General features: G+C 71.6%; 21 protein-coding genes and 2 pseudogenes. 8 read left to right on the top strand and 15 right to left on the bottom strand.

The annotated features are described in order from the left end of the window. Positions 1 to 19 precede the first annotated feature (19 nt). Positions 20 to 382: pseudogene (locus ACZZ0J_RS19185) on the bottom strand (ferritin-like domain-containing protein); the annotation flags it as partial. A gap of 221 nt (positions 383 to 603) precedes the next feature. Here ACZZ0J_RS19185 and ACZZ0J_RS19180 point away from each other — a divergent pair. Beyond that, on the top strand, positions 604 to 1,131 hold the full coding sequence (locus ACZZ0J_RS19180; RefSeq protein ID WP_194648089.1) for a YbhB/YbcL family Raf kinase inhibitor-like protein: 528 nt from the start codon (positions 604 to 606) through the stop codon (positions 1,129 to 1,131). 164 nt (positions 1,132 to 1,295) lie between these two features. Here ACZZ0J_RS19180 and ACZZ0J_RS19175 read toward each other — a convergent pair whose 3' ends face one another. Beyond that, positions 1,296 to 3,578, bottom strand: a complete 2,283-nt coding sequence (locus tag ACZZ0J_RS19175; RefSeq protein ID WP_463438021.1) for a polyribonucleotide nucleotidyltransferase — start codon at positions 3,576 to 3,578, stop codon at positions 1,296 to 1,298. Positions 3,579 to 3,859: 281 nt separating this feature from the next. Between ACZZ0J_RS19175 and ACZZ0J_RS19170 the strand changes: the two genes are divergently transcribed. Next, positions 3,860 to 5,065, top strand: a complete 1,206-nt coding sequence (locus tag ACZZ0J_RS19170) for a coiled-coil domain-containing protein (RefSeq protein ID WP_463438020.1) — start codon at positions 3,860 to 3,862, stop codon at positions 5,063 to 5,065. Positions 5,066 to 5,090: 25 nt separating this feature from the next. On the opposite strand, the gene ACZZ0J_RS19165 is transcribed toward ACZZ0J_RS19170, so the two are convergent. The 7 genes from ACZZ0J_RS19165 to ACZZ0J_RS19135 all read right to left on the bottom strand — a co-directional run bounded on the left by ACZZ0J_RS19165 (position 5,091) and on the right by ACZZ0J_RS19135 (position 10,177). Further along, a complete protein-coding gene (locus tag ACZZ0J_RS19165; RefSeq protein ID WP_463438019.1) occupies positions 5,091 to 5,300 on the bottom strand; it encodes a ferredoxin in 210 nt (69 codons plus the stop codon). A 38-nt stretch (positions 5,301 to 5,338) separates the two neighbouring features. Continuing rightward, positions 5,339 to 7,165: an NADH-ubiquinone oxidoreductase-F iron-sulfur binding region domain-containing protein gene (locus tag ACZZ0J_RS19160; protein WP_463438018.1), complete on the bottom strand. Its 1,827-nt coding sequence runs from the start codon at positions 7,163 to 7,165 to the stop codon at positions 5,339 to 5,341. Further along, entirely contained in the window at positions 7,165 to 8,112 is a 948-nt protein-coding gene (locus ACZZ0J_RS19155) for an FAD:protein FMN transferase (RefSeq protein ID WP_463438017.1), read from the bottom strand. Before ACZZ0J_RS19155 ends, ACZZ0J_RS19160 begins: the two co-directional genes overlap by 1 nt. Then, positions 8,109 to 8,480, bottom strand: a complete 372-nt coding sequence (locus ACZZ0J_RS19150) for a hypothetical protein (protein ID WP_463438016.1) — start codon at positions 8,478 to 8,480, stop codon at positions 8,109 to 8,111. The genes ACZZ0J_RS19155 and ACZZ0J_RS19150 overlap by 4 nt, the downstream gene beginning before the upstream one ends. 124 nt (positions 8,481 to 8,604) lie before the next feature. Then, entirely contained in the window at positions 8,605 to 9,222 is a 618-nt protein-coding gene (locus ACZZ0J_RS19145; protein WP_123293925.1) for a CE1759 family FMN reductase, read from the bottom strand. Positions 9,223 to 9,358: 136 nt separating this feature from the next. Beyond that, positions 9,359 to 9,628, bottom strand: a complete 270-nt coding sequence (gene rpsO / locus ACZZ0J_RS19140) for a 30S ribosomal protein S15 (RefSeq protein WP_070416523.1) — start codon at positions 9,626 to 9,628, stop codon at positions 9,359 to 9,361. A 102-nt stretch (positions 9,629 to 9,730) separates the two neighbouring features. After that, positions 9,731 to 10,177 carry a VanZ family protein gene (locus tag ACZZ0J_RS19135; protein WP_123293926.1) on the bottom strand — a complete coding sequence of 149 codons (447 nt, stop codon included), beginning with the start codon at positions 10,175 to 10,177 and terminating at the stop codon, positions 9,731 to 9,733. A 143-nt stretch (positions 10,178 to 10,320) separates the two neighbouring features. On the opposite strand from ACZZ0J_RS19135, the gene ACZZ0J_RS19130 reads away from it, so the two are divergent. The 3 genes from ACZZ0J_RS19130 (at position 10,321) to ACZZ0J_RS19120 (ending at position 12,477) form a co-directional block, all read left to right on the top strand. Then, positions 10,321 to 10,944: a glycoside hydrolase family 6 protein gene (locus tag ACZZ0J_RS19130; protein ID WP_463438015.1), complete on the top strand. Its 624-nt coding sequence runs from the start codon at positions 10,321 to 10,323 to the stop codon at positions 10,942 to 10,944. Next, positions 10,932 to 11,375: a glycoside hydrolase family 6 protein gene (locus ACZZ0J_RS19125; RefSeq protein ID WP_463438014.1), complete on the top strand. Its 444-nt coding sequence runs from the start codon at positions 10,932 to 10,934 to the stop codon at positions 11,373 to 11,375. The genes ACZZ0J_RS19130 and ACZZ0J_RS19125 overlap by 13 nt, the downstream gene beginning before the upstream one ends. 163 nt (positions 11,376 to 11,538) lie before the next feature. After that, positions 11,539 to 12,477, top strand: a complete 939-nt coding sequence (locus tag ACZZ0J_RS19120; protein WP_463438013.1) for a M4 family metallopeptidase — start codon at positions 11,539 to 11,541, stop codon at positions 12,475 to 12,477. A gap of 465 nt (positions 12,478 to 12,942) precedes the next feature. Here ACZZ0J_RS19120 and ACZZ0J_RS19115 read toward each other — a convergent pair. The 3 genes and pseudogenes from ACZZ0J_RS19115 to ACZZ0J_RS19105 all read right to left on the bottom strand — a co-directional run bounded on the left by ACZZ0J_RS19115 (position 12,943) and on the right by ACZZ0J_RS19105 (position 16,466). Next, positions 12,943 to 15,185: pseudogene (locus ACZZ0J_RS19115) on the bottom strand (HelD family protein). Positions 15,186 to 15,258: 73 nt separating this feature from the next. Further along, on the bottom strand, positions 15,259 to 16,095 hold the full coding sequence (locus ACZZ0J_RS19110; protein WP_111084570.1) for an aldo/keto reductase: 837 nt from the start codon (positions 16,093 to 16,095) through the stop codon (positions 15,259 to 15,261). After that, entirely contained in the window at positions 16,095 to 16,466 is a 372-nt protein-coding gene (locus ACZZ0J_RS19105; RefSeq protein ID WP_123293932.1) for an FKBP-type peptidyl-prolyl cis-trans isomerase, read from the bottom strand. The genes ACZZ0J_RS19110 and ACZZ0J_RS19105 overlap by 1 nt, the downstream gene beginning before the upstream one ends. A 281-nt stretch (positions 16,467 to 16,747) precedes the next feature. Here ACZZ0J_RS19105 and ACZZ0J_RS19100 point away from each other — a divergent pair, with 281 nt between their 5' ends. Together ACZZ0J_RS19100 and ACZZ0J_RS19095 are read left to right on the top strand one after the other, a co-directional pair. Beyond that, a complete protein-coding gene (locus ACZZ0J_RS19100) occupies positions 16,748 to 17,854 on the top strand; it encodes an MFS transporter (protein WP_463438012.1) in 1,107 nt (368 codons plus the stop codon). A 190-nt stretch (positions 17,855 to 18,044) separates the two neighbouring features. After that, positions 18,045 to 19,130: a YihY/virulence factor BrkB family protein gene (locus ACZZ0J_RS19095; RefSeq protein WP_194648102.1), complete on the top strand. Its 1,086-nt coding sequence runs from the start codon at positions 18,045 to 18,047 to the stop codon at positions 19,128 to 19,130. Positions 19,131 to 19,202: 72 nt separating this feature from the next. Here ACZZ0J_RS19095 and ACZZ0J_RS19090 read toward each other — a convergent pair whose 3' ends face one another. From ACZZ0J_RS19090 to ACZZ0J_RS19080, 3 genes are all read right to left on the bottom strand, one after another. Next, on the bottom strand, positions 19,203 to 20,693 hold the full coding sequence (locus ACZZ0J_RS19090) for an aspartate ammonia-lyase (protein WP_111084566.1): 1,491 nt from the start codon (positions 20,691 to 20,693) through the stop codon (positions 19,203 to 19,205). Between the two features lie 287 nt (positions 20,694 to 20,980). Continuing rightward, on the bottom strand, positions 20,981 to 21,277 hold the full coding sequence (locus tag ACZZ0J_RS19085) for a hypothetical protein (RefSeq protein WP_123293936.1): 297 nt from the start codon (positions 21,275 to 21,277) through the stop codon (positions 20,981 to 20,983). A gap of 55 nt (positions 21,278 to 21,332) precedes the next feature. Continuing rightward, the gene (locus ACZZ0J_RS19080) at positions 21,333 to 22,589 is read right to left on the bottom strand and encodes an inorganic phosphate transporter (RefSeq protein ID WP_123673409.1); all 1,257 of its coding nucleotides are present in this window, start codon (positions 22,587 to 22,589) and stop codon (positions 21,333 to 21,335) included. Between the two features lie 117 nt (positions 22,590 to 22,706). Here ACZZ0J_RS19080 and ACZZ0J_RS19075 point away from each other — a divergent pair, with 117 nt between their 5' ends. Next, the gene (locus ACZZ0J_RS19075) at positions 22,707 to 24,395 is read left to right on the top strand and encodes a cation:proton antiporter (protein WP_463438011.1); all 1,689 of its coding nucleotides are present in this window, start codon (positions 22,707 to 22,709) and stop codon (positions 24,393 to 24,395) included. The last annotated feature ends 43 nt before the right edge of the window (positions 24,396 to 24,438 follow it).

Here is a 24,438-nt window from a genome sequence, read left to right as displayed (position 1 = left end):
GCTCGTCGTTCGCGATCTCGGTGGCGATGCCGCGGATGGCCGCGGTCTTGAACGGCACCTTCTTGCCACCGATCACCGGCCCCTGTGGGTCGATGCCGGTGATCATGCTGTCGGCGAGCCCCGCGCCGAACACGGCACGCAGGTAGAACTCGGCCTCGAGGTACTCGAGGTTGAGGGCGAAGTTCAGGATGGCGGCGTCGGAGACGGCACCGTCCTCTTCCGGGGTGGCGGCGGCGCGGTCGGTGGTGAGCACCGACGAGCCGAGCGCGGCGATGCCGGCTGAGGCGCCGGCGACGCCGGCGGCTGCGAAGAACCGTCGTCGGTCGAGCGCGTTCTCGGCGCTGCGATCGATGGCGTGGTGGATGAAACGCTTGTCGAACATCGTTGTCCTCATGTCGTGCTGGCAGCACGGGACCCCACCGACGCTGCAGGGAAACGGGTCGGCGTGATCGCGATCGGCGGGTTGGTCGATCGTGGGGTGAAGATACCCCCGATCAGGGGGCGCTTCCACCGTTCCCGGTCATTCGGCGGAGTTCGGACAGGGCGGCCGCGTCGGGCGGCCGCGTCGGGCGACCGCCGAGGCTGCGGGTGTTGGCTGGGGGCATGGCCAACGACCCCAACTGGAACCTCCCCGAGGTCCCCTCGTTCACCCTGACCAGCCCCGACTTCACCGACGGCGGCGCACTGCCGACCTCGGCGCGCGGCACCGACGCGGGTGGCGAGGACCGCTCCCCCGCACTCGAGTGGTCCGGCGCTCCCGAGGGCACGAAGAGCTTCGTTCTCACCGTCTACGACCCCGACGCCCCGACCGGCTCGGGCTTCTGGCACTGGAGCCTGACCGACATCCCGGGCTCGGCGACCTCGCTGCCCGCCGGCGCCGGCACCGACGACGCCCTGCTGCCGGCCGAGGCACTCCGCCGCCGCAACGAGTTCGGCACCGACACGTTCCTCGGCGCCGCTCCGCCCGCGGGCCACGGCGTGCACCGCTACTTCTTCACGCTGAGCGCCCTCGACGTGCCGCTGCTCGAGGCGCCGGCCGACGCGACGCCCGCGGTCGTCGGCTTCGTCCTGCGTGAGCACCTGCTCGGTCGCGCGCAGCTCGTCGGCACGCAGGAGACCCCCACCGCCTGACCGGCGGCCACCCGCGGCTCGGCCGAGACTCGGCGTCAGCGACAGTTCTCGGGCCCCAGTGCCCGAGAACTGTCGCCCAGTCCGAGTCTCGGCACGGGCCGCCCTGCACGACGAACGGCCGCCGCCCCGGAAGGGACGACGGCCGTTCGTGTGCCAGGGGTGGATCAGACGGTGGCGTCCGTCGACTCCTCGCGGGCACCGCTGGAGTCGGTGTCCGACTCCTCGGCGACGACCGGCGCGAGCGACAGCTTGCCGCGGTCGTCCACCTTGGTGACCTCGACCAGGACCTTCTGGCCGACGCCCAGGACGTCCTCGACGTTCTCCACACGCTTGCCACCGGCGAGCTTGCGCACCTCGGAGACGTGGAGCAGACCGTCACGGCCCGGGAGCAGCGACACGAAGGCGCCGAACGTGGCGATCTTCACGACGGTGCCGAGGAACTGGTCCCCGATCTCCGGGTTGGTCGGGTTCGCGATCGCGTTGACCGACGCACGAGCGGCCTCGGCCGACGGTCCGTCGACGGCACCGATGTAGACGGTGCCGTTGTCCTCGATCGAGATGTCGGCACCGGTCTCGTCCTGGATGCCGTTGATCGTCTTGCCCTTCGGGCCGATCAGCTCGCCGATCTTGTCGACGGGGATCTGCACCGAGATGACGCGAGGAGCGGTGTCCGCCATCTCGTCGGGGGCGTCGATCGCCTCGTTCAGCACACCGAGGATGGCCGAGCGGGCCTCCTTGGCCTGCTTCAGCGCCGCGTCGAGCACCGTCGACGGGATGCCGTCGAGCTTGGTGTCGAGCTGGATCGCGGTGACGAACTCCGAGGTACCGGCGACCTTGAAGTCCATGTCGCCGAGGGCGTCCTCGGCACCGAGGATGTCGGTCAGCGCCGCGTAGCGGGTCTGACCGTCGACGGTGTCGGACACCAGGCCCATCGCGATGCCGGCGACCGGGGCCTTGAGGGGCACACCGGCGTTGAGCAGCGAGAGGGTCGAGGCGCAGACGGAACCCATCGAGGTCGAGCCGTTGGAGCTGAGCGCCTCGGAGACCTGACGGATGGCGTACGGGAACTCTTCACGCGTCGGCAGCACCGGCACGAGGGCGCGCTCGGCGAGGAAGCCGTGCCCGATCTCGCGACGCTTCGGCGAACCCACACGGCCGGTCTCACCGGTCGAGTAGGGCGGGAAGTTGTAGTGGTGCAGGTAGCGCTTCTTCGTGACGGGCGACAGCGAGTCGATCTGCTGCTCCATCTTGAGCATGTTCAGCGTGGTGACGCCGAGGATCTGCGTCTCGCCGCGCTGGAAGATCGCCGAACCGTGGACGCGCGGGATCACGGCGACCTCGGCGTCGAGCGGACGGATGTCGGCGAGGCCGCGACCGTCCATGCGGACCTGCTCGGTCAGGATGCGGCCGCGGACGACCTTCTTCGTGACCGACTTGTACGCGGCACTGACCTGCGAGTTGGCGACCTCGGGCAGTTCGCCCGCCGACACCTTCGACGCGATGGCCTCCTTGACGCGCGACTTGAGTGCGTCGTCGGCGTCCTGGCGCTCGGTCTTGGCGGCGATCTTGTAGACGTCACCGAGCTCGGAGAGCGCGATGGCCTCGACGGCCGAGTAGACCTCGAGCGCGTACGGCGGGAAGACCGGGTAGTCCTGGATCTCCTTGGCGGACTGCGCGGCGAGCTTCGCCTGGGCGTCGACGAGGGACTTGAGGAACGGCTTGGCCGCCTCGAGACCCTGCGCGACGACGGCCTCGTCGGGCTTGGTGGCGCCGCCCTGGATGAGCTCCCAGCTGTGCTCGGTGGCCTCGGCCTCGACCATCATGATGGCGACGTCCTCGTTGCCCGCCTCGTCGGTGACGACACGGCCGGCGACCGTGAGGTCGAAGACGGCGTCGGCGAGCTGCGATGCCTTCGGGAACGCGACCCACTGGTCGGTGCCGTTCGAACCCGGGATGAGCGCGAGGCGCACACCGGCGATCGGGCCGGAGAACGGCAGACCGGAGATCTGCGTCGACGCGGACGCGGCGTTGATGGCCAGCGCGTCGTAGAACTCGTCCGGAGCGATGCTCAGGACGGTGATGACGATCTGGACCTCGTTGCGCAGGCCGTCGACGAACGACGGGCGCAGCGGCCGGTCGATGAGTCGGCAGACCAGGATGGCCTCGGTCGACGGGCGGCCTTCGCGGCGGAAGAACGAACCGGGGATCTTGCCGGCGGCGTAGGAGCGCTCCTCGACGTCGACGGTCAGCGGGAAGAAGTCGAATCCTTCACGCGGGTGCTTGCCGGCGCTGGTGGCCGAGAGGAGCATCGTTTCCTCGTCGAGGTACGCGGCGACCGCGCCCTGCGCCTGCTGTGCGAGCCGACCGGTCTCGAACCGGACGGTGCGCTTGCCGTACTTGCCGTTGTCGATGACGGCTTCGGCGAACTTGATCTCGGGACCCTCCAAAAGGGTGCCTCCTTGATGAGTGTTCGGCAGGCCGTGGCGACGGCACTCGATGGTGCGTGCGCGCCGATCGTTCCGGACGCATGTCTGGCCAGCAGTAGAAGCACTCGGGAAACCGTTCCGGCCCGCGAGCCACCACCGATGACCAGCTCCGTGCCCGGCCTGCGCAGTGTTGTGTCGAACATCCGGGGAAACGGTCCTCGGACACGATGGACTTTACCAGTCCACAGGGAATCGGCGGCGCGGCTCGCTGACGGCCGGGCGAGCCTCGGTAACCTGCTGCCATGCGTCTCACCCCCTCGCGGGGCGTGCTCGTCGCGGCCGCCGTGGTCGTCGGCGCGCTCGTCGCCCCGGTCCTCACCGCTGTCCCGGCGTCCGCGACGGAGTACCCGACCTGGCAGGACGTGCAGCAGGCCAAGGGGAACGAGACCGCCAAGCGCGCCGAGGTCACCAAGGTGCAGGCCGCGCTGCAGTCGGCGCAGGACGAAGCAGCGGCGAAGTCGCAGGCCGCGCTGACGGCCTCGTCGAAGGCGGACGCGGCCGAGGCGGAGTTGGCGGAGGCCACCCAGGCCGCCACGAGCCTCCAGGCCCAGGCGCAGCACGCGACGGAGACGGCGGACCGGGCCCAGAAACGTGCCGGCCAACTGGCGGCGAACCTGTACCGCGACGGCAGCACGAACCAGATGACCACCCGGATCGCGACCGCGGGGAACCCCGACCAGCTGCTCTACCAGCTGGGCGCGCTCGACCAGCTGTCGTCCACGTGGTCCGGCGTGATGGACGAGGCGTCCGTCGCGGCCGGCACGGCATCGTCACTGCACGAACAGGCCGAACGCGCCGAGACCGAACGCGCGACGCGTGCGGAGGCGGCCGAGGAACGGTCCGCGGCGGCGAAGTCCGCCGAGTCCGTGGCGAACGCCGCGGTCGAGTCGACCGAGCAGCACAGCGACGAGCTGTACGCGCAGCTCGCGTCGCTCCGGGACACCACCGCGAAGCAGGCCGCAGGGTACGAGCTCGGGCAGAAGGTGGCGGCGCAGAAGGCCGAACAGCAGCGCAAGCGTGCGGCGGCCGCAGCGGCACAGGCGGCGGCAGCGTCGGCGAGCACCGACACCGGCAACGGCGGGAGCACCAGCGCCGGCGGCGGCACGAGCTACCCGAGCACCGGCGGTGTCGTCGTGGACCCCGCGGCCGCGCAGGCCTACGCCAGGAGCGCCCTGGGCTCGTACGGTTGGGGCGACGACCAGTTCTCCTGCCTGGTGTCGCTGTGGACGCAGGAGTCCGGCTGGCGGGCGAACGCGCTGAACGCCTCGAGCGGCGCCTACGGCATCCCGCAGTCGCTGCCCGCGGACAAGATGTCGGCGGCCGGGGCGGACTGGCGGACGAACGCGAACACGCAGATCAACTGGGGACTCGCCTACATCAAGAGCGCGTACGGGTCGCCGTGCGGTGCGTGGGGCCACGAGATGAGCGTCAACCCGCACTGGTACTGAGGACCACTGCTCGCCGCGTCCCTGCTCACTTCCCCACCAGTCGCAACGCCTGCAGCGGGCACATCGCCACCGCGTCCGCAGCGGCGGCGCGTTCGTCCGGCCGCACCGGCACGTCGCGGGTGCCGGTGCCGTCCCGCGCGATCGGGTAGCCCCACTCGTCGCGCACCAGCCGCTCGGCGAACAGTTCGGTGCACAGGCCGCGTCCCCGGCAGCGGGTCCAGTCGACGTGCAGCACGACGGGACCGGCTGCGGTTGCACCGCCCGGTGCGCCACTCACCGTCGTCCCCCGACCAGGCACGCGCCCCGCAGGTGCGCCTGGACGTCGTCGTGGAACACGTCGAGGGCGCTCCGCACCATCCGCGCGACGCCGTCCGGGTGGTGGCAGGCCCCACGTCCGTCGACGAGGGCAGCGACCCGCCGGACCTCGCCGGCCAGGTCGCCCGCCCGACGCCCGGAGGCCAGGTCGGCGACCACGTCGGCGATCCGCGGCAACCCGTTCACGCACGGCCCGCAGCGGCCGGCGGACGCCCCGGCGAGCGCCGCGGCGAGGCCCGCGGTGACCCCGACCGGGCAGGTCCGGTCGTCGAGCACGGCCAGCACGCCCGCCCCGGGCGCCGCACCCCACGGTGCGAGCCCGTCGACGTCGAAGGGCGCGTCGAGCGCTGCGGCCGGCACCCAGGTGCCGCCCCACCCGCCGAGCAGGACGGCTCGCGTCCGTCGCGGGTCGGCCGCCGGCAGCCGGGAGGCCCCCAGCAGCTGCCCGAGCGGCGCACCCCCCGCGGTCTCCAGCACCACGGCACCGCCCGGGTCGGTCACGTCGCTGACCGTCACGAGACGGGTGCCGGGAGCGTTCGCGCTGCCGACGCTCCGCGCCCACGCCGCCCCGTACCGTGCGACGAGTGCCGCCTGGGCGAGGGTCTCGACGTTCGACACGAGGGTGGGGTGACCGCTCGGGCCACGGTCGGCGAGCCGCACGACACGGTCCTCCGGCAGGCCTCGGCCTCCAGCGACGGCGGAGGCGAGCGCCGTGGCCTGCCCGGCGACGAAGCTGGTGTGCGGCAGGGCGCGGACCTCGATGGCGACCGGGTCGGTGCCGGTGCCGCGCTGGCCGTCGGTGCGTTCGGCCAGTGCCTGCCGGACCCGATCGGCGAGCCGTGCGCTCGTGGCGACCACGGCCTCGGTCGCACCGATCGCCTGCGCCACGACGACGATGCCGTCGAGCACCAGGTGCGGTGCGCGTTCGAGCAGGACGGCGTCCTTGCGGCTGGCGGGTTCCCCCTCGGCGCCGTTGGCGATGACGATCGGGGCACCGCGGCTGCCGCGGCGGGTCCGGCCCGCCACGGCGTCGAGCTTGCGGGCGAGCGGGAACCCGGCTCCGCCGCGGCCGTCGACCCCGGCGAGACCGATCTCGTCGATGATCCCGGGTCCCACGTGCGGCAGCGGCCCGTGCGTGCGGTGGTGGGCGTCGAGTCCGGGGCCGGGGGCTGCGAGGAGTCGCTGCGTGCCGGCGGGTGGTGGCACGGTGAGTGGGTGGGCCAGGGTCATCGGGAGGGCCTCCTTCGGGGTCGGACGGAACGCGGTGACGCCGGCCGTGCAGCGCCAGGCGACGGCTCCGAGGACGGCGGCGGCGCAGCCCCCGGCGACCACCAGGAACCAGGCGGACGTGCCGTCGGTCCCGGTGCCGATCGCGTGCGTCATCGCGATCGGCCACATGGCGTAGGCGGTCCAGTGCACGGCGCGGAACACCCGAGGACCGATCACCCGGCGGAGCATCCCCGTGACGACGAGCACCACGAGCAGGTCCACCGCCAGGGTGCCGAGCCCGAGCCAGAACCAGCGGTACGCCCCGACGAACGGCACGACGGCGTCCAGCAGGCGCAGTTCGGCCTCGGTGTCCAGCAGCAGCGTCACCACGTGCACGGCCACGAACACGGTGGACGCCAGGGCGACGTCCCGGTGCACGAGTTGCACGCCGAACCGCGGCAGGCCGGGGAGCGGTCGTCCGCCGCGGGTCACGATGCCGAGCAGGACCGTCAGGGTCAGGAGCACGACGGCGGCGACGCCCGTGCCGCGGCCGACCACCCAGAGCGCGGTGTCCATCAGGCGGCGTCCGCCCGGTCGACGTGGTCGACCTGGTCGTCGGGCCATCCGCCGATCCGCAGCACCGATCCGTCGGCCGCGACGAGCCGTGCCGCACGGCCGCTCTGCCGGAGCCACTCCACGGCGCCGTGCCCCCGGACGACCGCGGCGGTGGTCATCGTGTTGGCGGTGGTGCACGAGGGGGCGACGACCGTCACCGACCGCCACACCGGTTCGGCGGGCAGGCCCCACCGCGGATCGAGGATGTGGTGCCGCGCGGTCCCGTCCTGCTCCCAGCGGCGCTTCTGCGTGCTCGAGGTCGCGACGGACCACCCGGAGGCGATCCGGACGTGGTCGACGGGGTCGTCCGCCAGGTCCTGCACACGCACCTGCCAGCCGCCGGAGGGGTCCGGGCCGGCCGTGGCGACGTCCCCGCCGAGCGAGACGAGGGCGCCGATGCCGAGCCGCGCGGTGATGCTCGCGGCCGCCATGTCCGCGGCGGCGGCCTTCGCCGTGGCGCCGAGGTCGAGCGTGACGCCCTCGGGGACCCGCAGGAACGTGCCGGACAGCAGGATCCGCTGCCACGCCGGGCGGTCGTCGAGCGCTCGGGCGACGGCGTCGGGTGACGGGACCGGGGGCGCGTCGGCGAACGCGGCGTCGTACCCGAGGGACACCATGCGCCGTCCGAGCGTCGGGTCGACGTCCCCGTCGGACAGCCGTGCGGCGTCGACGGCCTGGTGCACGAGCGTCGCCAGCAGGGGCGAGACCTCGGCACCGCGCACCAGGTCCTCGGCGCGGGCCACGAGCTCGGAGTCGGCGCGGAACCGGCTGCACGCGGCGTCGACGGCGGCGGTGACCTCGCGGACGCAGGACTCGGCGGCGGCGAGGTGGCGGCGGTCGCGGTGGTCGAGGACGACCCGGGCGTTGGTGGTCCAGAGGTCCCACTCGGCGGCGGCGCGCACGGTCACGATCCCGTCGTCGTCGTGTCGGACGACCCACCGGTGGTGCCCTGCGAGACGCCGGTGTCGCTGCTGCTCGTGCCGCTGTCGGTCGACGTTTCATTCGACGAGTCGGTCGACGTGTCGGTCGACGTGTCGTTCGACGACGAGGAGGACGAGGACCCGGAGCCGGTGGTGGCGTCACTCGACGTCCCGGTACCCGAACCGGAGTCCGTCGCGGTGCTCGTGCTCGTGGACGTGTCGGTCGTCGTCGTGCTGGCCTGCTCGTGCCCGAACCACAGCCCGGCACCCGTGACCGTCGCGACCGCGAGTCCGCCCAGGCTCACGAGCGCACTCGTGACCCGTGCGGATCGCTTGCCGTTGCCTCTGGTGTCCATCGGTCCTCCTCGTCGTCACGACGAGGTTCCCGAGCACACCGATGAGCGAGCCGCCAGCCGGCCGCACGCCGACCCCACGAACCCTGTGGTCCGCCTAGAGCGCGCCGCGGGTCAGCGGTCCAGGTCAGTGGCCGAGGCCACCGAGCAGGCTCGCGAAGTCCACGGTCGCGGGGAGCGCGTCGGCTTCCTGCGGGGCCCGCCGGGAGGCCCGGATCGCCCAGGCCAGGTCCGCTCCGGCCCGGCGGATGCGTCCGTCCAGGGCCGCGGCGTCGCCGTCACTCCCCCAGTCGTCGGTCGCGGCGAACACGCCGGTCGGCACCACCGCTGCGCGGAGGTACGCGAAGACCGGACGCAGGGCGTGGTCGATGGCGAGCGAGTGCCGCGAGGTCCCGCCAGTGGCGCCGAGCAGGACGGGCAGGTCGGCGAGGGCGTCCTTGTCGAGGACGTCGAGGAACGACTTCGCGAGACCGCTGACGCCGGCCGTGAAGATCGGCGTGACGAAGACGACGGCGTCGGCCTCGACCACTGCAGCCATGGCGGCGGACAGCGCGGGCGCCGCGAAGCCGGTGAGCATCGCGTCGGTGATCTCGTGCGCGAGCGGCCGGAGCTCGACGTGCAGGACGTGCGCGGGCGTGCCCTCGGCGACGAGCGCGGCGACGGCGGCCTCGCCCAGGCGGTCGGCGAGCAGGCGGGTGGAGCTGGGCTCGGAGAGTCCGGCGGAGACGACGGCGATGGTGGTCATGGTGGTTCCCGACTTTCGATGCGTTTGCATGAACATGGTACTGAACCACACACAGCGCGCAACCATTCCCGGAACGGAGAACGCCCCGGTCCTCGCGAGGAGGACCGGGGCGTTCAGTCAAGCCGTGAGGCGTCGACTAGCGGCGCAGGCCGAGGCGCTCGATGAGCGCACGGTAGCGGGCGATGTCGACGTCGGAGAGGTAACCGAGGAGACGGCGACGCTGACCGACCATGAGCAGCAGACCACGACGCGAGTGGTGGTCGTGCTTGTGCTCCTTGAGGTGCTCGTTCAGGTCGTTGATACGACGCGTCAGAACGGCGACCTGGACCTCGGGGGAACCGGTGTCGCCCGGGTGGGTCGCGTACTCTTCGATGATCTCCTGCTTGACCTTCGCGTCAAGTGCCATGCGTAGATCCCCTTTCAGTCCGTTGCGCGGTGCCCGTGCCTGATGCACGAGCGCTCTTTGTCCGCGGCCGTTCGACGGCAACCGCGCAAGACTACCAGAGTCCTAGGCGGTCCTGGCGCGCAGGCGACGACGACGCGGGGCCGGCAGCAGACTGCGGACGAGTCCGACGAGGGTCGCGCCGAGCAGACCGCCGAGGCCGTTCGACAGCACGTCGCGGGGGTCGGCGACGCGGTACGGCAGGTAGGTGGCCTGCGCGAACTCGATGCCGGTCGACAGGGCCACCGCGACCAGGGCTCCGAGGATCCACCAGCGCCGCGGCAACCAGAGCGCGGCGAGCATGCCGACCGGCACGAACATCGCGATGTTGGCGAGGAACTCGGTGCGCTCGTACGTGAACCAGGTGCCGTGCGGCAGCTGCTGCACCCAGGCGATCGCGTGCAGGACGAACGAGTTCTGTGCCGACGTGAACACCTGCGGGGTCAGCGTCATCCGCCAGATCACCCAGGCGTACGCCGCGGTCACGGCGAGGAGGAGGAGTCGACGGAACATCCCGCCAGTCTGCGGTACCGCCCTGCACGCCCGCTGGAGCGCTCCTGGCAGAACCCGTCGGCCGACCTGGACGAACACCCCGGCGTCCTGGTCAGGACTTCCCCGCACCTGTCAGCATGGGTGCGAACAGGGAGGACCGCCGGATGCCGGAGCACCAGGGGAAGCGTGCGTCCGCGCGACGTCAGTGGCTGTGGATCACGGCCGCGGTCGTCGGCGTCGCGGCGGTCGTCACGACGCTCGTGGTCGTCGTGCCGCACGGCAGTGGGCCGGACGCCGACCCGACGGCGAGCGGACGGGACGTCGTGACGCGGAAGACCGTGGAACAGGCGTTCCCCGGCGGCCTCGCGCACCAGCCGTCGGACGTGAACCAGCCGGGCATCCGCGAGCGCCAGGCCCGCGCCGCCGGACACGACGACACCGCGGCGCAGATCGCCCGCATCGCCGACCAGCCGATCGCGACCTGGCTCACGAACACCTCGCGGTCCGAGACGCGCGCGACGATCCGCGCCGTCGTCCGGAACGCCGAGCAGCAGCGGGCCACCCCGGTGTTCGTGCTGTACACCGTGCCGGACCGCGACTGCGGCAGCTACTCGAAGGGCGGCACCACCGACGACGCGTACCTGCCCTGGGTCCGCTCCGCCGTCCGCGCGATGGCCGGCTCGAAGGCCGTCGTGCTCGTCGAACCGGACGCGATCGCACAGATCCAGAACTGCGAGCGCCTCCGCGACTCCCGGCTCCCCTGCTCCGCGAGGCCGTGGACGCGCTGACCGGGCACGGACTGACGGTGTACCTCGACGGCGGCAACGAGAACCGTGTCCTGACCGCGACGATGGCCGACTGGCTGCGTCAGGCGGGTGTCGACGAGGTGCAGGGCTTCTTCACGAACGTGTCGAACTTCTACCGCGTCGACCAGGAACGCGCCTACGCCGACGAACTCGCCGACGCGATCGGTGGTGACCCGCACTTCGTCATCGACGTGTCCCGCAACGGTCAGGGCTGGCGCGGGACCTGGTGCAACCCCGAAGGCGCGGGCCTCGGCCAGGACCCGCACGTCACCGGTGGATCGAGCCGGCTCGACGCCCTGCTCTGGGTCAAGACGCCGGGGCTCAGCGACGGCACGTGCAACGGCGGACCGGCCGCCGGGCAGTGGTGGGAGTCGTACGCGCTCGGCCTGGTCGAGAACCGCAAGCGCGACTGACCCACGGCCGGGGTGTCGGTGCCCGGTGGTTGCATGAGCGCATGACCCCGACCGACAGCCGGCGCTCCGTCGTCCCGCCCTACCTGCTCCACGCCGTGGCCCAGGCGACCGAGTTCCCCGTGCGGCTTCGGCCGCGCGCACCGCCCTGGCGTCGCTCGAGCTCGTGCAGCGCCCGAAGCACCGGCACCTGGTCGCCCCGCGCGGTGTCAGCGTCAACGGCAGCGGCGCGGTCGACCGGTCGCCCCAGCGCACGATCGCCGATGCCCGCGGCACGACGACGCTGCCCGGCACGGTCGTCCGGCACGAGGGCGACCCCGACACCGGCGACGCGGCCGTCGACGAGGCGTACGCGGGCCTCGGCGCGACCCACGCCTTCTGGCTCGACGTCTTCGGCCGGGTGTCGATCGACGGCGCCGGGCTCCCCCTCGACGCCACGGTCCACTTCGGGCAGGACTACGACAACGCCTACTGGGACGGCAGCCGGATGGTGTTCGGCGACGGCGACGACGAGGTGTTCCGACGCTTCACGATCGCGCTCGACGTCATCGGGCACGAACTGGCGCACGGCGTCACGCAGTACACCGCCGACCTGACCTACCAGGGGCAGTCCGGGGCACTCAACGAGTCGATCAGCGACGTGTTCGGCTCCCTCGTCGCCCAGTACGCGGCCGGGCAGACCGCCGAGCAGGCGAGCTGGCTCATCGGCGAGGGGCTCTTCACCGATGCCGTGCGCGGCGACGCCCTGCGCTCGATGCGGGCCCCGGGCACCGCCTACGACGACCCGGTGCTCGGCAAGGACCCGCAGCCCGCGACGATGGCCGACTTCGTCGTGACGACCGACGACGCCGGCGGGGTGCACACGAACTCCGGCATCCCGAACCACGCGTTCTTCCTGGCGGCGACCGCGATCGGCGGGTACGTCTGGCAGGGCGCCGGTGCCGTGTGGTGGGACGCCCTGACCTCGGAGTCCGTCACCGCCTCGATCGACTTCGCCGGGTTCGCCGCCGTGACGATCGACGCCGCTCGGTCCCGGTTCGGCGCCGGTTCCGCGGAGCACACCGCGGTGCAGGATGCCTGGCGGACGGTGGGCGTCCTCGACTGAGACGATCGAGCGCCACGCACCGGCGTACGGTCGGGAGCATGCGCATCGAGGTCCGTCGTTCCGGGGGCTTCGCCGGTACCACGCGGCACTGGCGGGTCGACACCGACACGAGCGCCGACCCCGCGGCGTGGTCCGAGGTCGTCGACGCGCTCCCCGGACCCCCGCGACGGCGTCGGCCGGGCCGCCGGTCCCCGACGACTTCACGTGGACGATCACCGTCGAGCGCACGACCGTGACGATCCCGGGTCGCCGCCTCGACGGCGCGTGGGCCGACCTCGTCGCGCGCGTCCGCTCTGCAGGCGACCCGTCCTGAGACGGCGGGGGTGTGGCGGAGCCGCCACGGGCCTCCCGTCCGCACCGCGTCGGCCGTACCGCCGCGGATCGTGAGCAGGAATGGTCGCGTCCGCGCCGCCGACCCGACCGTTTCTGCTCACGAAGTGGCCGCGGGAGCGCGCGACCCGCGGATCAGTCGACGTCGATGATCGTCAGGCGCCGCGTCGGACGGGTCATCGCGACGTAGACCGCGGCCGCCGGGCGCGCAGCGTCGGCACCGACCCGGTCGGGGTCGACGAGCAGCACGCCGTCGAACTCGAGGCCCTTGGCGTCGGCCCCGGTCAGCACCGTGAGCGACCCGGCGTGCGGCGAGGCGAGCCCGCGCACGTCGGCCTCGGTGCGCGTGAGCCGCTGCCGGACGGCGTCGACCTCGGACTCGGGGACGATCACGCCGATGGTGCCGGCACCGATCCGCGACCGTTCGGCATCGGCGACCGACACGACCGTGTCGAGCAGGTCGGCGCGGGCGACGCGGACGCGCTCGACGGGGTCGCCGTCGCGCACGGCCTCGTTGCGGGTGACGGTCAGGCCGGCGCCGTCGGCGAACACGCCGGCGGCCTCGACGATCGACCGCGGGGTGCGGTAGTTCACGGTGAGCTGCTCGATGCGGTGGTCGAGCGGCACGAGCGGTGCCCGGCCACGGCGTCGGCGGGCGAGCGCGCCGAGCACGTCGTCCCAGGTGCGCGCGGCCCCGGGCGAGGAGCCCTGCGCCATGTCGCCGACGATCGTGAAGGAGCGCAGCGGGTTGCGGCGGGCGAGCACGCGCCACTGCATCGGCGAGAGCTCCTGCGCCTCGTCGACCACGATGTGCCCGTAGGTCCACTCGCGGTCGTCGGCGGCGCGCTCCGCGGTCGAGCGGGGTCGCCACCCTCGGCGAACGAGCCGGCGACCTGTTCGGCAGTGACGATGCCCTCGACGCCCATGTTCTCGATCGCCTGCCGCGCGTTCTCGATGTCACGGTTCCGGCTGGCCTTCGCCGCGCGCTTGGCGGCGCCGCCGGTCGGGTCGAACGGGCCGAGCAGTTCGGCGGCCTCGTCGAGCAGGGGGACGTCCTCGACCGTCCAGGCACCACCGCGTGCGCGCTGCAGCAGGGCACGGCGCTCCGGGGTCCAGTCCGGGGTCAGCGAGGCGAGCCAGTTCGGACGGGCGTACAGGTCCTCGAGGAACTTCTCCGGGGGCAGCGGCAGCCACGCGGTGTTGAGCAGCACCCGGGCGTCGTAGGAGCTCCGGATGTCCTCGCGCAGGACCTTCTCGTCGGCTTCGTCCACCGTCGTCCCACGCTCGCGCAGCTGTTCGGCGAGCAGCCGGGTCATCGCGTCGAGCGCCAGCTTGTTGAACGTCACGCGCGCGGCGTTGTGGGGCTTGCCGCGGTCCTGGGCGCGCTTCATCGCATCGGCCACGAGCTGCGGCGGCACCACGAGCCGCTCGCCCTCGACGTCGAGGGTCACCGACTCGGTCGGCACCACCTGGCGGGACCGCACGGCGCGGCGCAGGAGCGCAGCCGTCTGCGCGGAGCCCTTCACGGCGGCGACGTCACGGGCGTCGTGGGTCGTCGCGTGCACCCCCGGGTAGAGCGAACCGAGCGAGGCCATCACGACGCCCGTCTCACCGAGCGACGGCAGCACCTGCTCGATGTAGGTCAGGAACGCCGGCGACGGGCCGACCATCAGGACGCCGGAGCCCCGCAGCCGCTCGCGGTACGAGTACAGCAGGTACGCGGCACGGTGCAGCGCCACGGCGGTCTTGCCGGTGCCGGGGCCGCCCTGCACGATCAGGACACCCTCGAGCGGTGAACGGATGATGCGGTCCTGCTCGCCCTGGATGGTGGCGACGATGTCGGTCATCCGGCCGGTGCGCTCGGCGGTCACCGCGGCCAGCAGCGCCCCCTCGCCCTGCAGGTGGGTGCGCTCGTCGTCGTAGAGCGAGGCGTCGAACACCTCGTCCTCGACGCCGACCACGCGACGGCCCTCGAGCGACAGGTGGCGACGCGAGCGCATCCCCATCGGGTGCGCCGCGGTGGCCTGGTAGAACGCGCTGGCACCGGGCACACGCCAGTCGAGCAGCAGCGGACGGTGATCGGCGTCGCGGAGCCCCACCCGGCCGATGTACCGGAAGGCGTCCTCGGAGCTGTCGGGCTCGGAGACCTCGAGCCGGCCGAAGACCAGACGGTCCCCCACGCGCTCCAGGGTCGCCACGGTGTCTTCGTAGAGTCGGGCGTACGCGTCGCGCTCGCTGCGGCTCTGGTGGTTCCCGCCGACCGCCTGACGACGGGTCTCGGCGAGACGCTGCTCGGCCTCGGCGGTCAGCTCGTCGAGACGGCGGAAGAGGCCGTCCACGTAGCCGCGCTCGCGGTCGATCTCGGTCGGTTCGGACACACGCAACCCTTCGGGAAGAGGGGAATCCAGTGTACTGCCCGCTGGAGGCCCGCAGTTCCCGAAGGGTCGTCGGTCACATCTCTTCGTGCGTGTCCGGGTCTGCGTCCCACAGCCGACCGCGCTCGAGGCCGGAGATGGCCTGCACCTCGGCGTCGGTCAGCTCGAAGCCGAACACGTCGAGGTTCTCGCGCTGCCGGGTGGCGTCGGCCGACTTCGGCACCGGCACGGCACCGAGCTGGACGTGCCACCGCAGCACGACCTGGCCGGGGGTCACGCCGTGGGCCGCTGCGGCGTCGGTGATCGGCTGCTCGGTGAGGAGCTCCGACCGGACCGCGAGCGGGCTCCAGCTCTCGGTCACGATGCCGAGCTCCTGGTGCACCTTCCGCAGTTCTGCCTGCGGGAAGTACGGGTGCAGCTCGACCTGGTTCACGGCCGGGGCGACACCGGTCGCGTCGATGATGCGGCGCAGGTGCTCCGGAGTGAAGTTCGAGACGCCGATCGAGCGGACCTTGCCGCTGTCACGCAGGTCGACGAACGCCTTCCAGGTGTCGACGAACCGGTCCACCGACGGGTTCGGCCAGTGGATCAGGTACAGGTCGACGTGGTCGAGCCCGAGGTTGCCCAGGGTCTCGTCGATCGAGCGGTGCGCCTCGTCGTAGCCGTGGTGTCGACCGGGGAGCTTCGACGTGACGACGAGGTCCTCGCGTGCCACGTCGGACTCGCGGACGGCGCGGCCGACGGCATCTTCGTTGCCGTAGTTCAGCGCCGTGTCGAGCAGCCGGTAGCCGCTGGCGATCGCGGTGCCGACCGCGGCCGCACCCTCGTCGCCGTTCAGGCCGTAGGTGCCGAGGCCGAGCTCCGGGAACCGGTGGCCGTCGTTCAGCTCGATGGTCGGGGCACCGACCTGCATCAGCGCACCCCGAGCAGGTCGATCACGAAGATCAGGGTCTTGCCGGACAGGAAGTGGCCGCCACCGGCGGGACCGTAGGCGAGCTCCGGCGGGACGACGAGCTTGCGGCGACCGCCGACCTTCATGCCGGGGATGCCCTCCTGCCAGCCGCGCACGAGCGCTGCGAGCGGGAAGTCGATGGGCTCACCGCGGTTCCACGAGCTGTCGAACTCCTCGCCGGTCTCGTACTCGACGCCGGCGTAGTGCACCTTGACGGTCGAGCCAGCGGACGCTTCCTCGCCGGAGCCCTCGACGATGTCGGTGATGACGAGGTCGGTGGGGGCCGGGCCCTCGGGCGCGTCGAACTCGGGCTTGCTGTTGAGGTCAGTCATGCGATCCAGTCAACCAGAGCGCGGCAACGGCAGACGCAACGGCCACCCAGGCCGCAGAATGGTTCCACCGTGACACGACCCACTCCCGCACCGCCGCGCCGCCGCCTGCTCGCCGACCTCACCCCGCTCCGCCGATCCCCCGCCTTCGCCCGGCTCTGGGCGGGCACCGCCATCGCCGGGATCGGCACGCAGATGACCACGGTGGCGGTCGGGCTCGAGGTGTACGAGATCACGCACTCCACCTTCGCCGTGGCGCTCGTGGGGTCATCGCCCTGCTGCCGATGGTGGTCGCCGGCCTGTACGGCGGCATGCTCGCGGACGCCTTCGACCGCCGAACGGTCGCGCTCGTGTCGTCGATCATCGCCTGGGTCGCGGTCGCCCTCATCGCCACACACTCGTGGCTCGGGCTGCACAGCGTCGCGCTGCTCTACGTCCTGGCGACCGTGAACGCCGTCGCCGCGACCGTCAGCAACGCCTCGCGTTCGGCGATCGTGCCGCGACTCGTCGGCACCGACCTGCTGCCAGCGGCGAGCGCCCTGGGCGGGATCGCCTCGGGGTTCCAGGTCACCGTCGGACCGGCCGTCGCCGGTGTCCTGATCGCGAGCGTCGGGTTCGCGCCGACCTACACGATCGACGTCGTCCTGTTCACCTTCGCGTTCCTCGGGGTGTTCACGCTGCCGAGGATGGCGGCCGACCACGGTGCCCTCCGCCCGGGGCTCAGCTCGCTCGTCGAGGGCGCGCGATTCCTCCGGCGGTCGAAGAACATCACCATGACGTTCGTGCTCGACATCGTCGCGATGACGTTCGGCCAGCCCCGCGTCCTGTTCCCCGCGATCGGGGCGCTCGTGATCGGCGGCGGATCGATCACCGTGGGCAGCCTCACGGCCGCCTACGCGATCGGCGCGCTGCTGTCGAGCGTCTTCTCCGGGCCGCTCGGACACGTGCGCCGCCAGGGTGAGGCGGTCGGGTGGGCCATCACCGCGTACGGCGGCGCGATCGCGGCGTTCGGCGTCGTCATCGCGCTCGCGCACGTGCTCGGCGGACGCTCGGGCGAGTCGTTCTCGGTCGAGATCCTGCCCGCGCTCGGGTTGGCGGCGCTATGCCTGGCGGCGGCCGGCGGTGCGGACAACGTCAGCTCGGTGTTCCGGAACACGATCCTGCAGGCGGCGTCGCCGGACGGCATGCGCGGCCGGCTGCAGGGCATCTTCATCGTGGTCGTCACAGGAGGCCCGCGGCTCGGCGACCTCTACGCGGGTCTGGTCGTGGCGGCCGGCATCGCGTACCCGCCGATCATCGGCGGCGTGCTCATCGTGGCGCTCGTCGCGCTGCTCCTCCGCCTCGTCCCCTCCTTCCGCCGCTACGACGCCCTGCACCCCCACGCCAACTGACGCCCGAGACTCGGGGCCGCTGCGCCGAGACTCGGCCCCAGCGACAGTCCTCGGGGCGCGCAGCGCGCGATCTGTCGCTCAGCCCGAGACTCGGCAGCGGCCACCGGACGCGACCACGGGACGGCCTGGAGGCCCGTGGCGGCGCCGCCACGGGCCTCCAGGCCGTCACGTGTCGGGTACCGTACAACGCATGCCGGACAGCGCATCGCGCGACCTCCAGCGGACGGGAGTCCGCGCCGTCGTCCGGCGCACCTACCACTCGGTCATCCGGCACCGCGTCGTCGACGCGGCGGCGTCGCTGACGTTCTTCGCGCTGCTGACCGTGTTCCCCACCGCGCTGACCGTGGTCTCCGCACTGTCGATCGTCGACCGCAAGGGCGACAGCCTGGCCGACATCATCGGTGTGCTCGGGTTCATCCTGCGCCCGGAGACGGCCGAGCACCTCGAGACCCCGCTGCGCCAACTGCTGACCCTCGACAACCCGTGGCTCGGCTTCGCGACCGGCGTCGTGCTGACGCTGTGGTCGCTGTCCGGGTACGCGACGGCGTTCGGGCGGGCGATGAACACCTCGTACGAGGTCGAGGAGGGTCGGCGGATCTGGAAGTTCCGCAGCATGATGCTCCTCGTGACGCTGCTCGTGATGGCGGGCGGGGCGATCGCGATCGTGATCCTGCTCGGCACCCCGACGATCTCGGCGGCGATCGTCGCGTCGTTCGGGTGGGCACCGTGGATCGACGACGTGTGGAACGTCGTGAAGTGGCCCGTGCTCGCCGCCGACCTCGTCGTGATGGTCGCGGTCCTGTACTACGCGACCCCGAACGTGAAGACGCCGCAGCTGCGGTGGGTGTCCGCCGGTGCCGCGTTCGCCATCGTCACCTGGGCGCTCGCGACCCTCGGCTTCGCCGTCTACGTCGAGACGATCGGCGGCGGGAACCGTGCGTACGGGTGGCTCGGCGGCGGGATCCTGCTGCTCGTCTACCTGTACATCTCGAACTTCGTGCTCGTGGTCGGCGGTGAGCTCGACTCCGAGGTGATCCGGATGCGGCAGCTCCTGGCCGGCATCGAGGCCGACGAGTCGATCCGGTTGCCGCTGCGCGACGTCACCCGCAACTTCACGCTCGCCCGCTGGCGGGACGCCGACATCGCCGCGGCGCGGAACGTCCGGACCACCGCGGCCCAGGTCGCCGCCGACGAGGACGTCGAGCCGACCCCGGCGCAGGAACACCTGCGCGACGTGGCCCAGCAGGTGCGCGTCGGCGAGACTCCGATGCCTTGAGGCGGTCGTGCCGCCCTTGCTTGCGCTGGTCGCGCTGGTCGCGCTGGTCGCGCTGGTTGCGCTGGTTGCGCGTCAGCGCTCGCGCGCCGCTTGGTCCAGCATCTCCTCGGTGACCACCGGGATCGCACCGGTCGCGAGCTCGATGCCGGACAGCCGCGCCGGGCTCAGCACGCGCTGCACCTGGTCCTCGTCCATCAGACCGGCAGCCACGACGAGCGTCGAGATCGGCGTCGACGTGGTCAGCGCCGTGTGCGCGATCGACGCCGCAGCCGCGTAGCCGATGTACGGGGTCAGGGCCGTGACCACCCCGACGTTCGTGTCGACCTGCGCCGCGAGCTTCGCCTCGTTCGCCTCGATGCCCGTCACGCAGTGCTCGCGCAACGTCGCACAGCCCCGTGACATCCACTGCAGCGACTGCAGGATCGAGTGCGCGATGATCGGCTCGAACGCGTTGAGCTGGAGCTGACCGCCCTCGGCTGCCATCGTCACGGTGGTGTCGGCGCCGACCACGGCGAACGCGATCTGGTTCACGACCTCGGGGATCACCGGGTTCACCTTGCCCGGCATGATCGACGAGCCCGCCTGGCGCGCCGGCAGGGTGATCTCGCCGAGTCCCGCCTGCGGCCCGGACGCGAGCAGCCGCAGGTCGTTGCAGATCTTCGAGAGCTTCGCGGCACTGCGCTTCACCGTGCCGGACAGCGTCATGAAGGCGCCGGCGTCGCTCGTCGCCTCGATCAGGTCCGGTGCCGTCACGACGTCGATGCCGCTGGCGTCCTGCAGCTGCCGGCGGACCTCGTCGCGGTAGAGCGGGTCCGCGGTGATCCCGGTGCCGATCGCCGTCGCACCGAGGTTCATCTCGGCCAGCAGCGGCAGGACCTTGCGGAGCAGGTCGGCGTCCTCCTGGATCGTGTGCGAGAAGCCGGTGAACTCCTGCCCGAGGGTCATCGGCACGGCGTCCTGCAGCTGCGTGCGGCCGACCTTGAGCACGTCGGCGAAGGCGTTCCCCCGCTCGGCGAACGCCGCGGAGAGCTGCTCGAGCTGCTCGATGAGCCGCCGGGCGGAGAAGATCATCGCGATCTTGATGCTCGTCGGGTACGTGTCGTTCGTCGACTGGCTGCGGTTCACGTGGTCGATCGGGTGCAGGTACCCGTAGTCGCCCCGCTCGCGACCGAGGAGCTCGAGGGCCCGGTTCGCCAGGACCTCGTTCGTGTTCATGTTCGTGCTCGTGCCGGCACCGCCCTGCACGATGTCGACGACGAACTGCTCACGCAGGGCGCCGTCCCGCACCTCCTGCGCAGCACGGTCGATGGCGTCGGCGCGCTCGTCGTCGAGGACCCCGATCGCCCGGTTCGCCCGCGCAGCCGCCTGCTTCACGGTGGCGAGCGCCTCGATGAGGTCCGGGTACACCGAGATCGGCACCGACGTGATCGGGAAGTTCTCCAGTGCCCGCAGGGTGTTGATGCCCCAGTAGGCGTCGATCGGGACCTCGCGCGACCCCAGCGAGTCGCTCTCGGTACGGGTCTGCGCCCCGGTGGGGGCCTGTGCTGCTTCGTTGCCGGTCACACGTCGAGGCTAGCCCAGTCCGTCCGGCCGGTCCGGAGCGCGCACCTGGTGAGCAGGAATGGTCGGGTCGCCGGAACGCACCCGACCATTTCTGCTCACGAAGCGCGCGTCGCGTCAGCGCCGCCCACACCCAGCCGGACGGGAGGCGCGGTGCCAGGCCGCCACGGGCCTCCCGTCCGGTGGACGCGAGCCAGCGCGTGCCCGTGGATGGTGAGCAGGAATGGTCGGGTCGTCGGAACGCACCCGACCATTCCTGCTCACGAAGCGCGCGTCGCGCGCACCCCGCGTCAGTGGAACTGGGGGACGATGAGGTAGATGCCGTACAGCACGACGGCGCCGCAGACCGCGTAGCAGAGGATCGCGAGCGCACGGAAGGCACGCACCGCGGTCGTCGCTCCTGCGGGGTTCGGGAACCCGGCGGTCGCCGGACCGATCGTGCCGTCGTCCTTCACGGTGAACTTGCCCGCGCGGGTGTCCGCGGCGCTCCAGAACCGGAGACCGACGGAGTACACGGCGACGACGAAGCACGACGAGACCACGGCGACGAGCGCCACGGTGACGAATGCGAACCAGTCGATACCCATCAGTGATCTCCCACCGTGAGGAATGCGAAACGGCGTCCGTCAAGCGCGATTCCCATCAGCGACGGCCTCCCTTGCGTGCGGCCATGCGACGGAGCGTGCGCTCGCGGCTCAGAGCTGCGCGGCGGTCCGCGACGGCGTCGGCGCGCTTCTTGCGCTGCAGGTCGCGCAGTTCCTTGCGGGTGTACACGGCGTTCGCGGCGACGTCGACCTCGATGGCCGAGGCCTGCTCGTGCGGCTTCCGGAGCGACCACAGGTACAGGCCGAGGATCACGGCGGCGCCGACGATGGCGTCGATCACGAGGCCGATGACGCCCAGGCGTGCGATGCCCGAAGCCACTGCGCCCACGGCTGCGGCGGCGGGCAGCGTGATGAACCAGGCGATGACGATCTTGCCGGCGGTGGACCACTGGATCTTCGAGCCGCGGCGGCCGAGCCCGGCGCCGATGATCGAGCCGGAGGACACCTGCGTGGTCGAGAGCGCGAAGCCGAGGTGGCTGGACGCCAGGATCGTCGCGGCGGTCGAGGCCTCGGCCGCGAAGCCCTGGGTGGCCCGGATCTCGGTGATGCCGGACCCGAGCGTGCGGATGATGCGCCACCCGCCCGTGTAGGTGCCGAGGGCGATCGCCAGGGCACAGGCGACGACGACCCAGAACTGCACGCCCTGGTTCGACGACTGCGCCCCCGAGGCGATCAGCGTCAGCGTGATGACACCCATCGTCTTCTGGGCGTCGTTCGTGCCGTGCGCGAGCGACACCATCGACGAGGTGAAGATCTGCCCGACGCGGAAGCCGCCGCGCTCGTTCGGGAACACCGGGCGCTTCGTGATCCGGTACGCGATGCGGGTCGACAGGAACGACACGAGCGACGCGATCACCGGCGACGCGAAGGCCGGGATGATGACGACCGTCAGCAGCGCGACGTAGTTGACGGACTGGAACCCGGCGCCGACGATCGCGGCGCCGATCAGTCCGCCGAACAGCGCGTGCGACGACGACGAGGGCAGCCCGCGGAGCCACGTGATCATGTTCCACACGACCGCTCCGATGAGCCCCGCGAAGATCATCTCCGGTGAGATCGCGACGCCGCCCGGGCCCTCGTTGATGAGGCCGTGCGAGATCGAGGTCGCCACCGCGGTGCTGAGGAACGCACCGACGAGGTTGAGCACCGCGGCGACCGTGACCGCGACCTTGGGCTTCATGGCCCCGGTCGCGATCGGAGTCGCCATCGCGTTGGCGGTGTCGTGAAAACCGTTTGTGAAGTCGAAGAAGAGGGCCAACGCGATGACCAGGACGACTATGAGTGTGATGTCCACCGCGGGCCAGTGTTCCCCATCGACGGCCTCCGGAGCAAACCTGATCGGCAACCTGCTGTTCACCGGAGCTTCAGACTCGTTCAGATTCGGAACCATGCCGATGCGAGAATGAGTCCCATGGACACCGTCGAGCTCCTCATCCTGTTGGTCGGATCGCTCGCGGTGACCGGGTTCGCACGGGCCAAGGGACTCCCCGCTCCGCTGCTCGTGACGGCGGTCGCGCTCGCAGCGTCGTTCCTGCCGGGGCTCCCCGCGATGGAGATCGACTCCGAGGTGATCCTGACGGTGATCCTGCCGCCGCTGCTCTACTCGGCGGCGCTCGACGTGTCGTGGCAGAGCTTCCGGACGTCGATCAAGCAGATCCGGCGTCTCGGCATCTTCCTGGTCATCGTGACGGCACTCGTGGTCGGCGCGGTGGCGTACTTCCTGATCCCGGACATGACCCTGCCCGCGGCGATCCTGCTCGGTGCGATCGTCGCTCCGCCGGACGCGGTGTCCGCCGCCGCGATCGGTCGCAAGCTCGGGCTTCCCCGCCGGGTGATGACGGTGCTGTCCGGCGAGAGCCTGATCAACGACGCCGCGTCCCTGACCCTGGTGCGCGTGTTCACCCTGATCATCGCGGGGACATCGCTCACCGTCTGGCAGGACCTCGGCATCTTCGGCTTGGCGATCGGCGTCGGCCTGGCCGTCGGCATCGTGCTCGGTGTCGTCGTGCACTGGATCCGGATGCGGCTCAACGACCCCGTGGTCGAGACGATCATGAGCATCCTGCTGCCCTTCGTCGCCTACATCCTCGCCGAGGACCTGTCCGGTTCCGGCGTCATCGCGGTCGTCACGGCCGGCCTGTACATCGGCTACAACTCGCCGAAGGAGGGCTACGCCACCCGCCTGCAGGAGCGCCCGCTGTGGACCAGCATCGACGTCATCCTCGAGGGCTTCGTCTTCGCCCTCATCGGCCTGCAGCTCAACACCGTGGTGCAGGACCTGGTCGAGAGCGAGCGGAGTCTCGGCCAGACGCTCACCGCCGCGGCCGTGGTGCTCGGCGTGGTGATCCTGGTGCGGCCCCTCTTCATCTTCGAGTCGTACGTGCGCAACCGCTTCAACGGGCGATGGCTCCGTCCGCTGCGCATCAAGCTCTCCCGTGGCCACCCGTCGCTGCGGTGGATGCGCGGGACGGCCGAGCCGAAGCTCAACTGGCGCGAGCTCACCGTCATCTCGTGGACCGGCATGCGCGGCGTGGTGACCCTCGCCGCCGCGGTGTCCGTGGTCGCGAGCCCGACGCAGATCCCCGCACAGGACACGATCTTCATCATCGCGTTCTTCGTCACCGTCGGCACCCTGCTGCTGCAGGGCCTGACCCTGCCCTTCGTCATCCGTGCACTCAAGGTGCAGGACCCGGCCGAGGGCGAAGAGGACGTCCGGAGCGAGATGCGGCTGAACCAGCGCACGACCGAGGCCGCGATCGAGCTGCTCGAGAAGCGTCGTCCGGACTGGTCGAAGCAGTACGGCGACGTCGCCGTCGACTCGGTGGTGAACCGGCTGAAGGCACGGCTCGAGCGACAGGTCGAGACCTTCCGCCAGGACGCCGAGGAAGAGGAGGTCGAGGAGCGCAACGCCCCGATGCGCCTGCGCGGCTCGCAGATCCAGGACATCCGGCGCGAGCTGCTCGACCGCCGACGCGAGATCGTGCTCGAGGAGCGCGAGAAGGGCAACCTCGACGAAGAGGTCATGCGCCGCGTGCTCGTGACCCTCGACGCCGAAGAACTCGCGATGGACTCGGCGCAGGCGTCACGCAGCCGCTCCTGAGGGCCTCGGGCGTATCCTGGCGCTCCGATCGAGTACAGGAGCA

It is taken from the genome of Curtobacterium sp. AC272, assembly GCF_979258155.1.
This window is presented reverse-complemented; position numbering and strand designations above follow the sequence as displayed.